We start from the raw sequence: 18,133 nt of genomic DNA on the forward strand, positions 1-18,133 counted from the left end.
GTGCCCCGGCCTATACGCTTGTCCCGTCGGTTCAGCTTCCGTCACAGACCCGCCGGAAGTTTCGGCGCTCCGCTCAAGAAGCCCCGGATTACAGCATAACCGCTGGCTGCCACAGCACGGTCTCCGCGCTGACAAGGCTGGCCTGAACGTCGATAATCCGTTGATTGGAGCTGCCCCGGAACCGAAGGGTGGTATCCTTCAAGGCTTCCACGAAGCGTCCGTCAATCAGCACCTGGCAGAGCGACAGCAGTGTCCATTCCGGCGATCCCGGCATAGCCGTGAGCTCTTCATAAGTGTAGCCGGTGTAGATCCACACCGGGAACTCCGGCAGCGCCGCGCGCACCTCGCGGATGAATTCCGCCGCTTCCTCGGCGGAGAAAAAAGGATCGCCGCCCGCCAGCGTCAGACCTTCCAGCAGCGGATTGGCCGCCATTTCGCTGATGATCTGCCGCTTGCGCTCCGGCGTGAAGGATTCGCCGTAACCGAAATTCCAGGTTTCGGGGTTGAAGCAACCCGGGCAGCGGTGGCGGCACCCGCTGATGAAGACGACGGCGCGCAGGCCTTCGCCTTCGTTAATCGACTCCGGGTAGTAGCCGCAAATATTCATAGATGCTTGACCCGGTCCCTAACCTCGGCTTGCTTGGCCGCATTGAAGCGGGTCTGATAATCTCCGGTCAAGTAGCCGGTAACCCGGCGCAGGCGGCGGATGTGAACCTCCTGCTCATGAGCGCCGCAGGAAGGGCAGTTCGTGCCGATCACGCCTTCGTATCCGCAGTCGGAGCAGCGGTCGACAGGGTGGTTGATGCTGAAATAGCTGATATTTTGCTCCAGGGCGTAACGGATGATTTTGACAAAAGCCGCCGGATTGCTGCGTGCATTGCCGTCCAGCTCAACATAGGAGATCGCACCGGCGTTGCAGTAATCGTGAAACGGCGCTTCCACCTTGATCTTGTTCGCCGCCCCCGTTTGGTAATAGACCGGAACGTGGAACGAGTTCGTATAATACTCGCGGTCGGTAACGCCTTCTATTGCGCCGAATTCCTTGCGGTCGATCTTGGTGAACTTGCCGGACAGGCCTTCTGCTGGAGTGGCGAACAAGGTAATGTTCAGATCAAGCTCTTCGCTCTTGCGGTCGCAGAACTCGCGCATATGCCGCACGATGGCAAGCGCCTTGCCATACACTTCCGTGTCTTCAGCGTGATGCTTGCCGTACATCGCTTTCATGCATTCTGCCATTCCGATGAAGCCGAGCGACAGGCTGCCGTGCTTCAGCAGTTCCCTCACCGGTTCTTCCGGTCCAAGGGTCTCTCCGCCTTCCCATACGCCCTCGCGCATCATGAAGTCGGATGCTTTCGCTTTTTGCGTTCCCTGGATACGGAAACGGTGGAGCAGGCCGTCCAGGGCAATCTCCATATAATGATCAAGATCATCATAGAAGCCTCCCTCATCCGCTGCTTGGCGCAGGCCCGTTACCGTTCCGTTCTGGATGCCGAGCCGGACGAGATTCAGCGTATTGAACGACAGATTGCCTTTGCCGGAGCAGTGATTGCGTCCGAAGCGGTCTCCCAGCACCCGGGTGCGGCAGCCCATCGTCGCGAATTCGGTATCCGGGTCCGCCGGATCGTAATACATCAGGTTCAGCGGAGCATCCAGATTCGCAAAGTTCGGATACAGCCGCCGCGCCGAGCATTCCGCTGCTTTCAGGAACAGCTCGTAGTTGGGATCGCCCGGCTGTTGGTTCACATCTTTTTTACATTTAAAAATCTGAATCGGGAACACCGGCGTCTCGCCGCTTCCCAGTCCTTTCATCGTCGCCGTCAGCAGGCAGTTGATCACAAGCTGTCCTTCGGGTGAAGTGCAGGTACCGTAATTGATGCTCGTGAACGGAATTTGCCCGCCCGCTCTGGAGGACATCGTGTTGAGATTATGTATGAGGCTCTCGGCCGCCTGGAGCGTCTCGCTCTCCGTTTCCTTCATCGCGTAGCGGTAAGTCCTTGGATACTGTTCCTTCAGATCGGTTCGGCTCATTGTAATTTCCCCGAGATCTTCCCCGGCTTGTCTTTCTTCGAAATAATCCAGGCCCTTGCGGAACAGCTTGGCAAAAGACTTGGCCACATAGGGGGCGAGATCATGATCGAGCTTGCTTCCCGATACGCCGCCGTACTGCGCATTTTGCTGGGATTGAAAAATAATCGCCGTAAGCGCCATGGCCGTCATAATGGAGTTCGGAGGGCGGACGCTGCCGTTGCCGGTGTTGAAGCCCTGCCGGAGCAGCTTGTCGAACGGGATGAAAATGCAGTTCGTCGTTCCGATGGCATATTGGTCCAGATCATGCACATATACGACATTATCCTTGATGGCTTTCACAAGCTGAGGCGGCATGGTGAAGCTGCGGGCATACCATTTGGAATACTCGCTGCCGAATTTGCTCATCTTGCCGGAGAAGCTTTCCCCGTTCAGATTGGCGTTCTCCCTCAGCAGATCCATATCTCGGCTGTCGATAATATCGCGTCCTAGACCGATGACTTCCTCCAACAGAATTTCGTTCGTGCTTTGCCCGTCGGCATGCCGTTTGTCCAGCAGCGTCATTGCGCAGTTCTCCTCTCTATTACATCCCAGGCCTGAATTTGAACAATCTTGCATCTTTATAATTTAAAAAAGCATCTCCCGCATGAAGAACGCAGGAAATGCCCGTATGCGAGTGCGAGTGGGGCATTCCAAAAATGCCCGCCATTAGTTGCAAGCTGCATGCGGTCACCGCTCCCGTTCCTCGCAGGGGCTTTGAGTTAATGGTGTCGCTGGAAACAGGCAGGTCTCCTGGCTTCCGTCTGTTCTTCCGGCGCCTTCCCAAGAGCCGCTTCCCGCGCTCCAAGTGGCCTTATGCCGGAAGATGCCGCCCGTATCCTGCTGAGGAGGGGCATCCGGTTACAGTGGCGGGACCGCAGCGGATTCGCACCGCGCTTCCCTATTAAGCTTGGATTCTCCGTCTGAGAGTCAAGCACCTGATTCCACTATATTTTGTTGTCGTTTATTTAAGATAACCCAATATATTGTATCTGTAAACATATTTTTTGAGATTCTGATATCCACAGAACATCCACAAACGGTCCACAGGTAATCCACAAATTCATCCACAAATGCCCTGCTAGAGTGGGGGTGAGAGGGGGGCTAAGGGGCAGTTGATTCTCCGATTTACCGTAAGTCTGATAACAAGAACTCTGTCCCGGGCCTGCCGTCCGGATGAAAAGGAAGAAAGCTATTTGTAGCCCGGCGTCCCAGTTGCTACAATATAGGAAAGCTGTATATTGACATTTTCAAAAAGTGCAGCATGGAAAGGGAGGGTATTCAAATGGCTATTGCCGAAATTACCGTTATACCGATCGGAACCGGCAGCACCAGTCTCAGCAGTTATGTCGCAGGCATGCATCGCGCGCTGGAGGGTGTGGAGGGCATAACCTTTGAGCTTACATCCATGGGTACGATTATCGAAGGGCCGCTGCCGCGCATTCTGGCCGCTGCCCAGGTCCTGCATGAAGCGCCATTCGCCAATGGCGCCCAGCGCGTGTCCACCTCGCTCAAAATCGACGACCGCCGCGACAAGGCGGCCAGCAGCCGGCAGAAGCTGGAGTCGGTGGAGCGTAAGCTGAAAGAGGAGTAGGGGAAGGCCAGTCGGCGCTGGGACGCATGGCTGCTGCCCGGCGCGGTTCTGCCGGAACGGCAGGGTGCCGCTGCTGCGCGGATAATTGCCGCTCCCGAGCGATGGCAATTCGTCATGGCGGGCTGCCAGCCGAGAGGAGCAGCGGTCCGGCAGGCCAAGCAGCCGGGCTGCGGCGTGCAGAAGGGCAGTGGTTACGGGCGACGGCTGCTGCAAGCACCGCTGCCAGGTGACGGGAGCGAACGCCGAGATGCCTTCCCGGTTACGGCGGGAAGGCATCTCTTGCGCTCGTAAAATGCGGATGCTTAGCAAAGCGGGGGCGAAATAAAAGTTGCTTTTTTCGTCAAACGAGGTATAATAGTTTCTGTTGTGACGGAAAATTCACATCATGCTGGTGTAGCTCAGGGGTAGAGCAACGCACTCGTAATGCGTAGGCCGGGGGTTCAATTCCCTTCACCAGCATCCTATAAGACTTGATATAGCGCGGTTTCCCGGATTATCGGGAGCTGCGCTTTTTGATTTCTTCTTCCGAAATCATTGGATTCTGGTTCCGACCTAAGAGTTCATTGTATTGACTTTAGTGAGTTTTCCCAATTCCGATATATAATGGTTGTTACAGAGCGAAAGGGTGGTTTCATGATGAAAAGGTTAGGGACATGCTTGATACTATGGATAGTTATCTTTGGACTAATGTTACCGACAAATGTTTTTGCCGCAGATAAAAGCATGTTAGATGTAGCTACTTTCACATTCTCTAGTAAAAAGTTAGGTGTTGGAGAAACTGCAACTTTGAAGGTTAATATCGTGGCAGAACTCACTACTCTTACATATGGGCAACTGGTGCCTAAATCATCGGACGAATCCGTGCTAACGGTGGAGAGCGACGGTTATTTTAATTATGTTATCACGGGAGTAAAGGAGGGCACAGCCGATATAATATTCAGTGCGCCGGGATGGGCTGAAGAAAGATATTCGATCACTGTAAAAAATCCGAGTCAGGAAGAAAAGGATTATTTGACTTATAAAGATCAGATGAGCGCTCTATTTGAGTACGATTCGATAGTTCATGAGGCTTACAATAAGAATAGAATGGACATTAGTGCTGCGAGCAGAAAAGAGCGTTTTATCGTTTTTAACAATGTTATTGTGCCAACCTATACAAAGTTAGTAATAGGAGCGAAAAAAATCAAAGCGCCCAATGCAGAACTGCAAGCTGCGCATAATATCTTTTTGAAAAGTGTTAAGTTGCAGTTGGAAGCATTTATGTTAATGAAGCAGCATCTATCCAGAGGAACGCTGACAGACGCTGGATTTAAAGTCGCTAATAAAAAAATGAGTGAGGGAGTGAAATATGATACACAGTTCGGTGAAATGCTCGATCTATATAAGAAAAAGTATGAAATAGAAGATTAGTTAGCCCTAAATAATGGGGATCAATCCTGTCTGGCGTTAGTGCCCGGCGGGATTTTTTTACATTGCATAAAGAACGAATGTTCGCATATAATACAAACAAACGTTCCTATTTTGGAGGCGAACAATGTGAAGATGAGTGTTGGTCAAACCATCGAAATTGTATATATGGACCGGTCCGGAAAGATTACGCAGCGGAAAATCGAGGTCAAGGGTATCCACGACGGCCGGATTCGGGCGACCTGCCTTACCACCGGCGCGCCGCGCGTATTTTTGGCGAGCAGCATCCTTGCCTGGCAGCCGGCGGGGACGCGGCATGCTGTAGGATAGTGTACGTAAAACGATAAATCCATGATTTTATACCCAAGACAATATTCCCAATACCCGAAAATATGGTGAAGTATCTGATTCTTATTAACTATTTCCGACAGATATCCGATTAATTAATAGAAAGGGAAAAATAGGATAGTTGCTTTTTATCTGCAATTATGCTGTGAAAGTTGAGTTACATAAGTTCAAAATTATGTTAAGGTGGGGTTGTAGTGAATAAGTTATTCAAGTCTGTTATGTGTTTGGTTGTGATGGTAGTACTGTTATTCCCTGCAAGTGCGTTTGCGGCTGATGAGAAGCTGGAGTCGGTTGTGGATTTTACCGGCTTTAATACTACTTTGACTGTCGGTGAGACCGCTGGTTTTAGCGCGCTTATTCATGTTTCAAGTATGTCGGAGATTGGAGATTATGACTTTGTTCCGGTGTCTTCCGATACTTCGGTGCTTCAGGTGGAGTCGGTATCAACGTATTATTCACATATTCATGCGGTTGGAACCGGTACAGCGACTTTAACGGTTGATATAGGGCATGGGTATACACCGTACACGGTAACGATCAAAGTGGTGGATTCCCAGGATAGCGTAAATAACTCTGCCGAGGACAGTACCAATAATGATCCCGTGGACTATACCGCCTCGGACGATTACTATGGGACAGATGAAGATTATACGGATGATGACGCTAATGATGTGATGCTTGATGCCTTGATTGAATATGTTGACCAAATGGCACCGTTGGAGAAATATGAGAATTCAGCATTATCGGCGTACAACAAGTATCGGGTAGTGACTCCGTCCAACCGTAAGAAAGCTTATTTGGCGTTCAACAACGTGATCGTCCCCAATTACACCAAGCTTGTCGTAGGCTTGAAAAAGATTGAGCCGTTGAATGAAGAATTGAATGTAATTCATAGCCACCTTCTCTCTGGCTCCAAGCTACAGCTCGAAGGATTTACCATAATGAAGACTTCGTTGTACAGTACGAAAATTGACTATAAAAAGCTTACAAATGCCAATAAGAAGTTGGCTGCGGGCCGCGCGTTATTTGACAAGGCTAAGACAGAAATAAATGAATACACCACCAAATATGGCGGTTAATCAAACCGTCTCTTCCTGAGTATTCTTGTTAGGCCAAATATGCGCGGATTCCCGAAGTTTGGGGCCGCGTTTTTTGTTCTTTGGTCAGGTCCGACGGCCATGGCGGAAATTCCTTGTATTGTAGGAATATCCCTAAAATTTGTATATCAGCAGTTTCGGAAATTAGGCCGGATAGCTTTATTAAGCGTAACGGGAGGTACCGGACATGTTTGAATTCGCCAAAAAGAAAAAATCCGCCAGGCTTATCGAGCTTGAGGCTCCGTTAAAAGGAAAGACGCTGACCCTGGAAGAAGTGCCGGACCCGGCATTCTCGAGCGGCACCATAGGGAAAGGGAGAGCGATCCTGCCCTCGGAAGGTAAAGTAACGGCGCCTTGTCCGGGCACGGTCGTTCATATCATGGAGAAGAGCAAGCACGCGCTGCTGCTCGAACATGAAACCGGCATTCTGATATTGATTCATGTCGGCATTGAAACGGTATCGTTAAAGGGAGAAGGCTTCTACCCCTGTGTGAGTGCAGGCGATAAGGTAAGCACCGGCCAGACGCTGCTGGAGTTCGACCTGGAGGCAATTGCAAAAGCGGGGTTGTCCCCGGTCACGCCAATTATCATACCTGGTGGTCAGGACTTGATCGAGAGCGTGGAGTTTAAGGGTGGCACGGCCTCCCATGAGGATAAACCTTTTATCCGGATTTTGCTGAAGAATCTGTAAAAACAAAAGGCAGGATGAACATCCTGGCCTATCCACATTGCAACGCGGTTTTCCTGGTGGGGACTGTGTTTTTTATTTTTCCAGCATTCACCGGCGCGCTTAGCGGATTGCAAGGCTCTTGGCGGATTGCAAGGCTTTTGATTGATTAATTCCTCATTTTTCTGTACAATTTTCAAGATTATTGTGAAATCTTTGCGGCAGCTTATCCTAAAATAATATTCTGGCGTGGTGAAGGAATGAGAATAAAGGACTTTGTAAATTCGTCCGATGCTTCCATACATAGGCAGACCAAATGGATCAAACGTTTTTTGGAGACTTATTGGGTCGTCATTGCGCTGCATTTTGCCGCTCAGTTGTATGCATACTTATATCTTCCGTATGAGATCGAAGCCGGGATTTTCTATTATAAGGTTCTTTTGGGGCCGACGCTGCTGATGGGCGGAAGTGTCGCGGCGGCCCAACTGGTCGACCGGTTTGCGGCCAAATACTCTTTCATCTCCTTGTTTGCGGCGGGCACATTTGTTTCGATGGTGATTATCCATCTGAATATGGATATTCGCATTATAGGGGCCGTTATGCTGCTGCCCATTATGGCTTCGGCTATTTTCTTCCGGCTTGATTTAACATTGTATACGGCAGTCTTGCAGATTGTCGCCTTCTGTATTATGTACAATTGGGATTCCCGGTTCAAGGCCTTTCTGGGTCCGTTCGATCTGATAGCCATTCCCATCTTTATTCTTGTCGGCACGCTGGTGGCTGGCATTATTATCGTCAACGGACGCGAGCTTCTGTACGATCTGGAGACGACAATGACCGCCAAGCAGAGTCTCATGGCCGAGAACGCCACGATGCTGAAGATATCCAAAACGGATGCCCTGACCGGATTGTTCAACCATATGTCGTTTCATGAATATTATGAAAAAGCGCTGGAATACGGGGAATTGGGAGTTCCCTTTCATCTGGCTCTGATCGACATTGACAATTTCAAGGGAATTAACGATAAATTCGGGCACCGGACAGGTGATCTCGTCTTATCCAGAGTGGCGTGCACCATTCAGGAGAATATTCCATCCACCGATATTGCTACCCGCTACGGCGGTGAGGAATTTGCCATACTGCTGTTTGAGCAGACGTTTGAAGAGGCGCTCTGCCTGATGGAGCAGGTTCGGACGGCGTTCTCCGAGACGCGGCATGCGGAACTGGGCGGACTTGCCGTAACCGTAAGCATTGGCCTCAAAAGCTATGAGAGGGGAACGACAAAGGAACGATTGTTTGAAGATACGGACGCCCTGCTGTATACCGCGAAACGCTCCGGTAAAAATAAAGTCGTTACGCCCCTTCAAACTGTGGACGAAGGCAGCGCAGTGTTATAGATGAGATGAGATCGGCGGCTTCCCGTGAGTGAAGCATGGGAATTTTTGGGCTCTGACGATAATTTAAGGTTATTTTCAGGTTCTGGTCAGGTTCTTTTCAGGTTTGGGGTGTATATTGAACTTACCAAACACCCCCCAGTGTTTTGTAATATATTCTTTTACGGTCCTGTCGACTCCCAAGGCAGGGCCGCTTTTTTTAGAGAAGGATGATTTAGGAAGAGAGAATGTGATCTATTTCACAACATAATGCAACAAAATAATTTATATTAAATTTAAGTAATAAAAATTATTGTATAATATGAACTTAAAAAATGACATCAAGATAGGAGTAACGAAGGGGAAGTTTGGAACTGGAGGAGCGATAGCGACCGCCCGAAAGCTTTCCGAAGGAAAGCTCGCTTCGAAAGCATAAGCTGTCTCCGGATTTCATCCGCGAAGAGCGGTTTAATCAAGAAATCTGGGGATGGGCAGCGGCCGGAAGTCCAAACATTTCTCGTAGTTACGACTGACATCTGATGGGAAAATCTAAGTTCATGTTATATAGATCGGGAAAGAGGAATGAAGGATGAAAGTAGAAGGCAGTTTCCGTCGCGGATTGGCTTTTGGCGTAATGTTGAGTGTTCCTTTGTGGATGTCCCTGGCAGGCTGGCTGCATGTTCTATAAAATGGACAGCGCCCGATATCCGCATGCAGCGGTTACCGAGCGCTTAGTTATGCTATGCGGAAACGCCTGTGTCCGTACGACAAGCCGGCCGTTTCCGTTCATGTATATTTAATCTTCCCGCCGTTCGTGAGCAACGGGCGTATGCTCCTCTTTATTCCAGCAGCCGTATGGGGATAATAGCTCTGCATCCAAAACGACAAAAGCCCTGCCTCTCTTTTATCCTTGCGGCTCCAATGACCGCTCCAGTGTGAGTCGGAAAACCAGTTTGAATATCATCTCATATAAATAAGGAAGAGTCGCGCTAGAAAATGTGGAAACTTCTTTGGCGAATTCCATAAACTCGGAAAAATCAAATATTATCAAATTTTAACATATTATTATCCGGGATGCAACAAGGTTTCAGCGTTTTCTTCCGGCGGCGCAGTTTATGGCTTGCCTGGGACGGAATATCCCAAAAAAACCGGACCATCCTTTTTTTTCTAGCGATTAATATACATTTTGTGAAGTCCGATTAAATACGGTGAATAAACTTTTGCTTTCATTGAAGGATTTCCAGGAGGCCGTTATAATTATTAAGTCTGGTTGGCATTTGATTAAAAAATAAGGGAGAATTTTATGAAACGCGCAGATATGCTGCTGATTGCCGTCATATTGATTGCAGCGCTGGCTTTTCTCGTGCCCCGTTATTTCTCCGGCAATGAGGCCAAAGGGGGACAAGGGAAAGAACTGGTAGCCAATGTCACGGTGGATGGCAAGCATTACCGTACCATTAAGCTCACTAAAGAGGAACAGACCATCGATATCCGTACGGAACGCGGCTATAACATTCTTAAAGTGCATGATTACGGAGTAGAGATGTACGAAGCGGACTGCCCGGACCAAGTATGCCTCGGCTTCGGTTTTATTACCCTGCCTAAACAGACGATCGTCTGTCTGCCGCATCGGGTCCTGGTGGAAATCGCAAGTGGGGCGGGGGAGGATGAAATTGATGGGTTTGTCCAATAGCGAATCAAGCCAGGCGCTGAAGAGAACGGTGATTATCGCTATTTTTTCAGCGGTGGCTGTGGTGCTCGGCATTGTAGAGGCGCAGATTCCGCTGTCCGCGATGGGACTTATGCCGGGGGCGAAGCTGGGCTTTGCCAACATTATGATTTTGACCTGCATCTATTTTTTGCGCGGGCGCGACGCCTTAATGCTTGTTATTCTGAAAACGCTTCTTACCGCATTCATCCTGGGTACCTTCTCCAGTCTGCTGTTCAGCCTGTTTGGCTCGCTGCTCAGCTTCATCGTCATGTTCCTGCTGATGAAGGGAGGACGTATGCAGCTGAGCCTGATCGGGGTAAGTATTGCGGGAAGCATTGCTCATAACATCGGGCAACTGGCGGCGGCGTCCATGGTGATGGGGACCACGAGCATTATGTATTATTTGCCGATCCTGCTTGTGACCGGGATTGTCACCGGGATTGCCGTCGGTTATGCGGTCCGCTATCTGGTGTCCTCGTTGTCCCAAATATCGCTGTTCGAGGAATTTTTACGCTAAGCTTGAGCGAGCCGCGGGGAGGATGAATACAGCATGAATGAAGTGAACGGAAAGTGGAATTCCGTAGAGCACAGCCCGGACGCCATTGTGCTGAAGGATGTATCTTTTGGCTATGACCCGGAGAATCCGATCCTGCACGGAGTCTCGCTTCGCATCCCGCAGGGGCAATGGGTTGGCCTGGTGGGCGCGAGCGGATCGGGCAAATCGACGCTGGTGAAGCTGCTGAATGCGCTGCTTCCCGCAAGCGCCGGCGAAATTGCCGTGTGCGGCGAGGTGCTGAGTGAAGAAAGCGTCCTAAGCATCCGCCGGAAGATCGGCATGGTGTTTCAGAATCCGGACAACCAGTTCGTCGGAGAGACGGTGGAGGAGGATATCCTGTTCGGCCTGGAAGGGCTGTGTTTGTCCCGGGAGGAGATGGAACGGCGTCTGCATCTGTACGCAGGCAAGCTCGGGGTTTCCGGACTGCTGGCCAAGCACCCCGGAGAGCTGTCCGGAGGGCAGAAGCAGCGGGTCGCGATTGCATCCATTCTTGCCATGGAGCCGGGCGTCGTCATTTTTGACGAGGCCTCTTCCATGTTGGATGAAGAGAGCCGGAACGGGCTGCTGAGTATTTTGCGGGACATGCATGCCGAAGGGTACACCATTCTCATGATTACGCATGATGCTGATGAGATTATGGCTTCAGAGCGTGTGCTCGCGCTGAGCGGAGGCGGACTGGCGGGGGATATGACGCCGGCCGAGCTGTTCCGCAGCCGCGAGCTGATGGAGGAGTGCCGCTTGCGCGCGCCGTATGCCTGGGAGCTGAGCCGCGAGCTTGAGGCGCGGGGCCTGACAATCGGCGTTCCCGCCAGTGAAAAGGAGCTTGTAGATACGCTATGGCCATACAACTGCAGCAAGTAAGCTATACCTATGAGCAGCAGAGCTTGTGGCGGCAAGCTGCGCTGCACGGCATCGATCTCGACCTTCCCCAAGGGTCCATAGTCGGCGTCGCCGGATCGACGGGGTCAGGCAAATCGACGCTGCTTCAATTATTCAATGGAATCTTGAGGCCGACGGAGGGGAAGGTGTCGGTTCTGGATATTACGCTCCGCGCCGGAGAGAAGACGCCAAAGCTGCTGCCGCTGCGGCGGCGGGTCGGGCTCGTCTTCCAATTCCCGGAGCAGCAGATGTTCGCGGAGACGGTGGAGAAGGATCTGTGCTTCGGCCCGCTCAATTTCGGCATGAGCCCGGATGAGGCGCGGGAGCGAGCGCGCCAGGCGATGCTGGATATGGGGCTGGACCTTGCGCTGCTTGGACGCAATCCGTTCCGCCTCAGCGGCGGACAGATGCGCAAGGCGGCCATCGCTTCGGTGCTGGCCGCAGACCCGGAGATTGTCGTGCTGGACGAACCGACAGCGTCGCTGGACCCGGTCAGCCGCAAGGAACTGATCGGACTGCTTACGCGTCTGTGCAGGGAGCGCGGGCGCACCATCATTGTCGTCACTCACCGGATGGATGAGCTTCTGCCTTATGCCGACCGGTGGGTGATTCTTAGCCAGGGCCGCGCCGTCTTCCAGGGCGGAGTGAAGGAACTGGCTGCGGACCCTTCCGTGCTTACGCGCTGCGGTCTGGCGGTGCCGGACTCGCTGCGCTACTGGCGGGCGGTTGCGTACCGGCTTGGCCTTGATGACGAAGCTCCAAGGCTGACGGCAGAGGGGCTGGCGGAGCTGATTGCCTCCAGAAGCGGGAAAAGTGCCGCCCGCGCTGGTGAAGAGGGGGCCGGCCATGAATGAGCGTTTGCTGCTCGGCAGAACCATTGCGACCGGCTCCTGGGTACATAAGCTGGACCCCCGTTCTAAGCTCATCGGGATGCTGCTGTACGCCGCCGCCATTTTGCTGTCCCGGTCCTGGCCGGCCATGGCGCTGCTGGCCCTGTTCTCGGTAACGGTGGCGGCTTCAACGCGGATTCCACTGAAGTATTATTTGAAGGCGGCTAAGCCGCTGCGATATTTAATGCTGTTTATTTTTATCGTTCAACTGATATCGGTCAAGGAAGGGGAGGTATGGCTGACGCTAGGTTCTTACTCCCTGCACGAGGAGGGGCTCAGGCTCGGCGCGTTCGCGGTCATCCGCACGTTCTTGCTGGTCGCCTTTACCGCTCTGCTGACGTTCACGACCACTCCGGCCCGTCTGAACCAGGGGATGGAGGGGATCTTGTCGCCGCTCAGGTTCACCGGACTTTCTCCGGGCCGTTTTACGCTGATGGTCAGCCTCGCCCTGCGGTTCATACCGACCATTCTGGACGAGGCGCAGATTATTCTGAAGGCTCAGGCCTCGCGGGGCGCCGATCTCAGTGAGCTGCCGCTTAAAGAGAAGGGCCGGATGCTGGTAACGCTGCTTGTGCCCGTCATTGCCGGAGCGTTTCGGCGCGCCCAGGATCTGGTCTACTCCATGGAAGCGCGCGGCTTCCAAATGGATGCCCTCCGCTCGCGGTATCACCGCCTAAGGTGGGGCTGGGCCGATACTTTTTTTATCGCTATGTTCATTCTGCTGGGCGTTGCCGCAGCTATCCTGTAAATGGTCAGGTCATCAGGGGAGTCACTTAAGGAGGAAACACGCATGACGCGTTATTTTAATGGAAAAGAAATTGAATTGCTGGCGCCCGCCGGCACCTTCGAGATTTTCAAAGAGATTGTTGAGTCCCGCTGCGATGCGGTCTATTTCGGCGGACCCGTGCTCAATATGAGAATGATGCGCAAGGGTTACAATTTATCCCATGAAGAGATAGCGGAGGCGCTGTCTATCGCCCATGATCTTGGCAAAAAAGTGTACATTACCGTCAACAACCTGTTCAGCGAACAGGAGACCGAGGAAGCCCGCGAATATCTCAATTTTCTGGAGAGCGTCCGTCCGGATGCGCTGATCGTGCAGGACATGGCGGTGCTGGAGCTGATTCGGGAGATGGGGCTTACCCTGCCTATCCATGCCTCGGTCATGATGAATGTGCATAATTTGGAGATGATCTACGCGCTGCGCGATCTTGGCGTAAGCCGCGTCGTCACTTCGCGGGAGATGGACCTGCAGACGGCGAAGCTGCTGGGCGCAAGGAGCGGAATGGAACTGGAGTATTTTGTCCACGGCGACATGTGCTCGGTTCACGGGGCGAACTGCTACTACAGCTCCCATGTATTCGGAATGAGCAGCAACCGGGGCAAATGCATGAAGCCCTGCCGGTGGAATTACCGGATTAAAAAGGACGGCTATGTCTTCCCGGCGGATTACCCGCTCGCGGTCAAGGATATGTTCATGTACGAGAATTTGCCGGAGCTGATCGAATCGGGAATTACCTCTTTCAAAATCGAAGGCCGCATGCGCGACAAGGATTTTATGGTCATGCTCGTCAACAGCTACGGCGAGGCGATCGACCGGTACATCGAAGACCCGATAGGGTTCGACCGGACGGTTGATTCGAAGCTGCTGTACAATAACCGCAAGCGCGATTTCTCGACTGCCTACGCGTTCGGCAAGCCGGGTCTGCGGAACATTAACCGCCGGTATGAAGGTACAGGCAAGTTCTACAGTACGGGCAAGGTGTTCAGCACGCCGACGGCGGAGCGTGAGCTGTCCGAAGACCGTGTAATGCAGCTGAAGGGACGGCTGGCCCAGGAGGCACGGCCCGAAGAGGCTCGGGTAAGACCGGAGCTTGCGGTTCGCGTCAACAACATGGCGCAGGCCAAGGCCGCGCTGGATGCCAAGGTGGGGCATCTATACCTGTCCGGCGACGTCTATGAGCCCGACCGTCCGTTCACGAAGCGCGACATTATGGAGCTGGGCGCGGTTAAAGGAGAGACGAAACTCTATCTGGGATTGCCGCGTATGATGACGGAGCTGCATTTTGACCAATACGACCAGCTGCTGATTCATGGTGAACGCCTGCCGATTGACGGCCTGCTCGTAACGAATCTCGGCGCGATCCGCCGCTATAACACATCCGGATACCCTATGATCGGGGACGCCAGCCTCAATATCTACAACAGTCTGGCCGCCGGAGTCTATGCAGGGCTTGGGCTTAAGCGGATTACCGTATCGCCGGAGATGACGCTGGAGCATTTTGCAGCCTTTGCCTCCCGCAACTCGCTGCCGCTGGAAATGGTGGTGCACGGCACGCCTGCGCTGATGTATATGGAGCATGATTTATATGAGAATGCCGAAGTGATGGAGCCGATCGGGGAGGAAGATAACCGCTATGTTGGAAACGATGTGCTTGTTCTGATGACCGACAAAGGGGAGAATCCGGTGTACCGGGATCAGCATGGGCGTTGTCATCTGGTGTTCTCCAAAGAGCTGTGCTATCTGCCGATGCTGGATGAGCTGAATGCGGCGGGCATCTCCGCTTTCCGGATTGAGGGATCGACTTATACGCCGGACCAGCTCCGTGAAATCATTACCGCGTATCAGCAGGCAATGAAAGGGACGTCGCAGCAAGATCTGACCTCCGGCATGCAGCCCGTTTATGCGGGATATACACTAGGGTCGCTGCAATTTGATTGAATTTTAAATATCGGCTCAGAAAAGAGGGACCGGCTGTGAACGAGAACAACATGATTGGAAGAGAGGCCGTCACGGCCAAGCGTAAGCAGTATTTCTACCCATGTACGCAGCATTTTTACCGGAATTCGCCGCAGCTTGTTCGCGGGTCGATGCAGTATGTCTACGATGAGAACGGCAAGGAATACACTGATTTCTTCGCCGGGGTGTCGGTAGTAGCTTGCGGCCACTGCAACCCGGCGATTACAGAACGGACGATTCATCAGCTGCAGCAGCTGCAGCATACGACGACCGTGTATCTGACTCAGCCAAACGCTGATCTGGCGGAGCGGCTGGCGAAAGTGCTTCCCGGGAATTTAAGACGCACCTTCTTCGTGAACAGCGGCTCGGAGGCGAACGAGGGAGCGATGCTGCTGGCAAGGCTCCATACCGGACGCAAAGGATTTATTGCGCTGGAGAGCGGGCTGCATGGGCGGACCAATCTGACGATGAGCGTAACGGGGCTGCCTATGTGGCGGACCGATAAATATCTGGACGAGGATGTAACCTTTATCCGGCGTCCCTACGATCCGGATTTGACGCCGGAACAGGCGGCGGAGCGTTCATTGGAGGATCTGAAAAAGGTGCTGGAGGAGAAGGGCGAATCGATTGCCACCATGATCGCTGAGCCGATTCAGGGCAATGGCGGAATGATTATGCCGGAGCTCTCGTACTTCCGCTCGGTGAAGCCGCTGCTGGAGCATTTCGGCGTCCTGCTGATTGCGGATGAAATCCAGACTGGCTTCGGGCGCACGGGCGCGATGTTCGCGATGGAGCATTTCGGCGTCGTACCGGACATGATCACGATGGCCAAGGCGCTCGGCAACGGCGTGCCGGTGGCCGCTTTTGCAGCAGGGGACGAAATTGCAAGTTCGCTCAATACGCCGTCCGCTTCCACCTTCGGTGGGAACCCGGTGTCGGCGGCCACAGCGCTTGCCGTGCTGGATTACATCGAGTCGGAGCGGCTTCCCGAGAGGGCACAACAGTTGGGCGCAAGACTGAAGGAAGGGCTTTGGGACCTTCAGAGACGCTATCCGGAGCGAATCGCCGATGTGAGAGGAACGGGACTTATGCTGGGCATGGAGCTGCGCGGCGGAAATGCGGCGGACGCCGCAGCCTTTACGGATGATGTACTGGAGGAAATGAAAGACCGGGGATATTTGATCGGGAAAAACGGAGTAGGCCGCAATGTCCTGGCCTTTCAACCCCCGCTTGTTATTGTGGAGCAAGATATCGACGGTATGCTGGGGGCGCTGGCCCATATTCTCGTAGGTGCGTAGCATAAGGTGAGGCGACAAGAGAAGAATGGGGAAGTCAAAATATGGTCATTATTAACGCCTGCAAAATCGCGGCGCATAAATTTAAACTGTTCAGCGAGCTGGTCATGTTCTCGCATACGCTGTTCTCGCTGCCCTTTGCCATAATATCTATGGTGTGGGCGGCTGGCGGCTGGCCTTCGGGCCGTATTATGCTGTGGGGGCTGATCGCCCTTATCGGCGCACGTAACGGCGCCAATGCTTTCAACCGGCTCGTTGACCGGACCTTTGACGGCCAGAATCCGCGCACGGCGCACCGGCATCTTCCGCAGCGGCTGCTGGCCGAGAAGGAAGTCGCCGTATTTATCGTCGTCAACTATATGATTTTCATCGTCGCGTCGGGCATGCTGAATCTGTTGTGCCTGATCCTTTCGCCGGTGGCGATTGTGCTGATCTCATCTTACTCGTATACGAAACGATTCACCTATCTCAGCCATCTGTACCTTGGATTCGTCATCGCTTCGGCTCCGATCGGCGCGTGGTTTGCGGTAACCGGACAAATCGCGTTTACGCCTTTTGTCATCGGGACGGTCGTTATGCTGTGGATCGCCGGCTTCGACATTATATACGGCACCCAGGATATCGAATTCGACCGCCGCATCGGGCTGTGGTCCATTCCCAGCTATTTCGGGCTTCAGAACGCGCTGCGTATTGCGGCGGCGCTGCATTTCATCATGATTATGCTACTGCTTTTTCTATACCAGTGGCGCGGTCTCGGCTGGATGTATCTTGCCGGCATCGGCATAGCGATGCTGCTTCTGATGACGGAGCATAAAATCATCAAGCCTTCGAACCGGCAGCTGATGAAGGTTGCTTCTTATAATTTGAATCAGGTGATTAGCACAGTTATTTTGGCTTGTACGCTGGTTGATTATTTCCTGCTTTAGTCTGCTTCGAAGTTAGACAAGGACTGTCCTTAAGGTCAATCTTTAGACCTAGGGGTGGTTCTTTTTTGTTCCAATCTAAGGGGAATTTACCGGAGACAATACAGCTTCCAGTAGTTTGTTTTCTTTGACGTTAGTTGTCTCTCAAATTTAATGCTATGAAACAAGACTTGTTTCTAGATAGGGAGTGTATGCAAACTTAAGCGCCAGATCGTAATAGAAGCCAGCGTAAAAAGGCATTTGCCACATTCAGGGCGTTAATACTTCCGTAATTATTTTGAAAGGTTGGAAGGAAAGTTTTTTAGATGTGGATATCGACAAACGTGTAGAGTTACTGCTTATTTCAGCGTGTCAAAAATCCAGTAATAGCACGCCTGTTGATTATAAGTTTCTGGAATTTGTAGGCGCGACAAATAGACATTCTTATCTGAAATTTTAGAGATGCCCAAATGACGTTTCCTTGCCCGGTTATAGTTTGATGGAAGTCGATGAAACAAATACTTGAACGATTCTTAGGGACCTTGCTGGCTTTGGTAGAAAAAGTAGAATAACAAACAGGGATTAAGCCGCTTGTTACCACTTGTCCAAT

17 protein-coding genes, 1 tRNA gene and 1 riboswitch are annotated in these 18,133 nt (G+C 52.3%); of the genes, 16 read left to right on the forward strand and 2 right to left on the reverse strand.

Annotation, left to right across the window (positions count from 1 at the left end; all coding sequences use genetic code 11):
* Nucleotides 1-88 precede the first annotated feature (88 nt).
* Together nrdG and PDUR_RS02075 are read right to left on the reverse strand one after the other, a co-directional pair.
* Nucleotides 89-607 (reverse strand): anaerobic ribonucleoside-triphosphate reductase activating protein, encoded by a 519-nt coding sequence (nrdG, locus tag PDUR_RS02070; protein WP_042204874.1) that lies wholly within the window; start codon nt 605-607, stop codon nt 89-91.
* A complete protein-coding gene (locus PDUR_RS02075) occupies nt 604-2,589 on the reverse strand; it encodes an anaerobic ribonucleoside triphosphate reductase (protein ID WP_042204875.1) in 1,986 nt (661 codons plus the stop codon). Before PDUR_RS02075 ends, nrdG begins: the two co-directional genes overlap by 4 nt.
* A 201-nt stretch (nt 2,590-2,790) precedes the next feature.
* A riboswitch (cobalamin riboswitch) is annotated at nt 2,791-3,021 on the reverse strand.
* Nucleotides 3,022-3,349: 328 nt separating this feature from the next.
* On the opposite strand from PDUR_RS02075, the gene PDUR_RS02085 reads away from it, so the two are divergent.
* From PDUR_RS02085 to PDUR_RS02155, 16 genes are all read left to right on the forward strand, one after another.
* Entirely contained in the window at nt 3,350-3,658 is a 309-nt protein-coding gene (locus PDUR_RS02085) for an MTH1187 family thiamine-binding protein (protein ID WP_042204877.1), read from the forward strand.
* Nucleotides 3,659-3,684: 26 nt separating this feature from the next.
* Nucleotides 3,685-3,888 carry a hypothetical protein gene (locus PDUR_RS28490; protein ID WP_156130244.1) on the forward strand — a complete coding sequence of 68 codons (204 nt, stop codon included), beginning with the start codon at nt 3,685-3,687 and terminating at the stop codon, nt 3,886-3,888.
* 157 nt (nt 3,889-4,045) lie between these two features.
* A tRNA-Thr gene (locus PDUR_RS02090) sits at nt 4,046-4,117 on the forward strand.
* Between the two features lie 174 nt (nt 4,118-4,291).
* A complete protein-coding gene (locus tag PDUR_RS02095) occupies nt 4,292-5,068 on the forward strand; it encodes an Ig-like domain-containing protein (RefSeq protein WP_156130245.1) in 777 nt (258 codons plus the stop codon).
* Between the two features lie 132 nt (nt 5,069-5,200).
* Entirely contained in the window at nt 5,201-5,395 is a 195-nt protein-coding gene (locus PDUR_RS02100) for a hypothetical protein (protein WP_042208976.1), read from the forward strand.
* Nucleotides 5,396-5,607: 212 nt separating this feature from the next.
* A complete protein-coding gene (locus PDUR_RS02105; protein ID WP_042204879.1) occupies nt 5,608-6,492 on the forward strand; it encodes a hypothetical protein in 885 nt (294 codons plus the stop codon).
* A gap of 205 nt (nt 6,493-6,697) precedes the next feature.
* Nucleotides 6,698-7,201 carry a PTS sugar transporter subunit IIA gene (locus tag PDUR_RS02110; protein WP_042204880.1) on the forward strand — a complete coding sequence of 168 codons (504 nt, stop codon included), beginning with the start codon at nt 6,698-6,700 and terminating at the stop codon, nt 7,199-7,201.
* A 236-nt stretch (nt 7,202-7,437) separates the two neighbouring features.
* A complete protein-coding gene (locus tag PDUR_RS02115; protein ID WP_042204881.1) occupies nt 7,438-8,574 on the forward strand; it encodes a GGDEF domain-containing protein in 1,137 nt (378 codons plus the stop codon).
* Nucleotides 8,575-9,853: 1,279 nt separating this feature from the next.
* On the forward strand, nt 9,854-10,243 hold the full coding sequence (locus tag PDUR_RS02120; RefSeq protein WP_042204882.1) for a NusG domain II-containing protein: 390 nt from the start codon (nt 9,854-9,856) through the stop codon (nt 10,241-10,243).
* Nucleotides 10,227-10,778 carry a Gx transporter family protein gene (locus PDUR_RS02125; protein WP_042204883.1) on the forward strand — a complete coding sequence of 184 codons (552 nt, stop codon included), beginning with the start codon at nt 10,227-10,229 and terminating at the stop codon, nt 10,776-10,778. The genes PDUR_RS02120 and PDUR_RS02125 overlap by 17 nt, the downstream gene beginning before the upstream one ends.
* Nucleotides 10,779-10,811: 33 nt before the next feature.
* On the forward strand, nt 10,812-11,678 hold the full coding sequence (locus PDUR_RS02130) for an ATP-binding cassette domain-containing protein (RefSeq protein WP_042204884.1): 867 nt from the start codon (nt 10,812-10,814) through the stop codon (nt 11,676-11,678).
* Nucleotides 11,654-12,550 carry an ATP-binding cassette domain-containing protein gene (locus tag PDUR_RS02135; protein WP_042204885.1) on the forward strand — a complete coding sequence of 299 codons (897 nt, stop codon included), beginning with the start codon at nt 11,654-11,656 and terminating at the stop codon, nt 12,548-12,550. The genes PDUR_RS02130 and PDUR_RS02135 overlap by 25 nt, the downstream gene beginning before the upstream one ends.
* Nucleotides 12,543-13,334, forward strand: a complete 792-nt coding sequence (locus PDUR_RS02140) for an energy-coupling factor transporter transmembrane component T family protein (RefSeq protein ID WP_042204886.1) — start codon at nt 12,543-12,545, stop codon at nt 13,332-13,334. The genes PDUR_RS02135 and PDUR_RS02140 overlap by 8 nt, the downstream gene beginning before the upstream one ends.
* A 42-nt stretch (nt 13,335-13,376) precedes the next feature.
* Nucleotides 13,377-15,308, forward strand: a complete 1,932-nt coding sequence (locus PDUR_RS02145; protein ID WP_042204887.1) for a peptidase U32 family protein — start codon at nt 13,377-13,379, stop codon at nt 15,306-15,308.
* A gap of 50 nt (nt 15,309-15,358) precedes the next feature.
* Nucleotides 15,359-16,624 carry an aspartate aminotransferase family protein gene (locus PDUR_RS02150; RefSeq protein WP_042208977.1) on the forward strand — a complete coding sequence of 422 codons (1,266 nt, stop codon included), beginning with the start codon at nt 15,359-15,361 and terminating at the stop codon, nt 16,622-16,624.
* 41 nt (nt 16,625-16,665) lie between these two features.
* Entirely contained in the window at nt 16,666-17,547 is an 882-nt protein-coding gene (locus PDUR_RS02155) for a UbiA-like polyprenyltransferase (RefSeq protein WP_042204888.1), read from the forward strand.
* The last annotated feature ends 586 nt before the right edge of the window (nt 17,548-18,133 follow it).

Origin of the sequence: Paenibacillus durus (assembly GCF_000756615.1) — a bacterium.
Classification (GTDB): Bacteria; Bacillota; Bacilli; order Paenibacillales; family Paenibacillaceae; genus Paenibacillus_AQ; species Paenibacillus_AQ durus.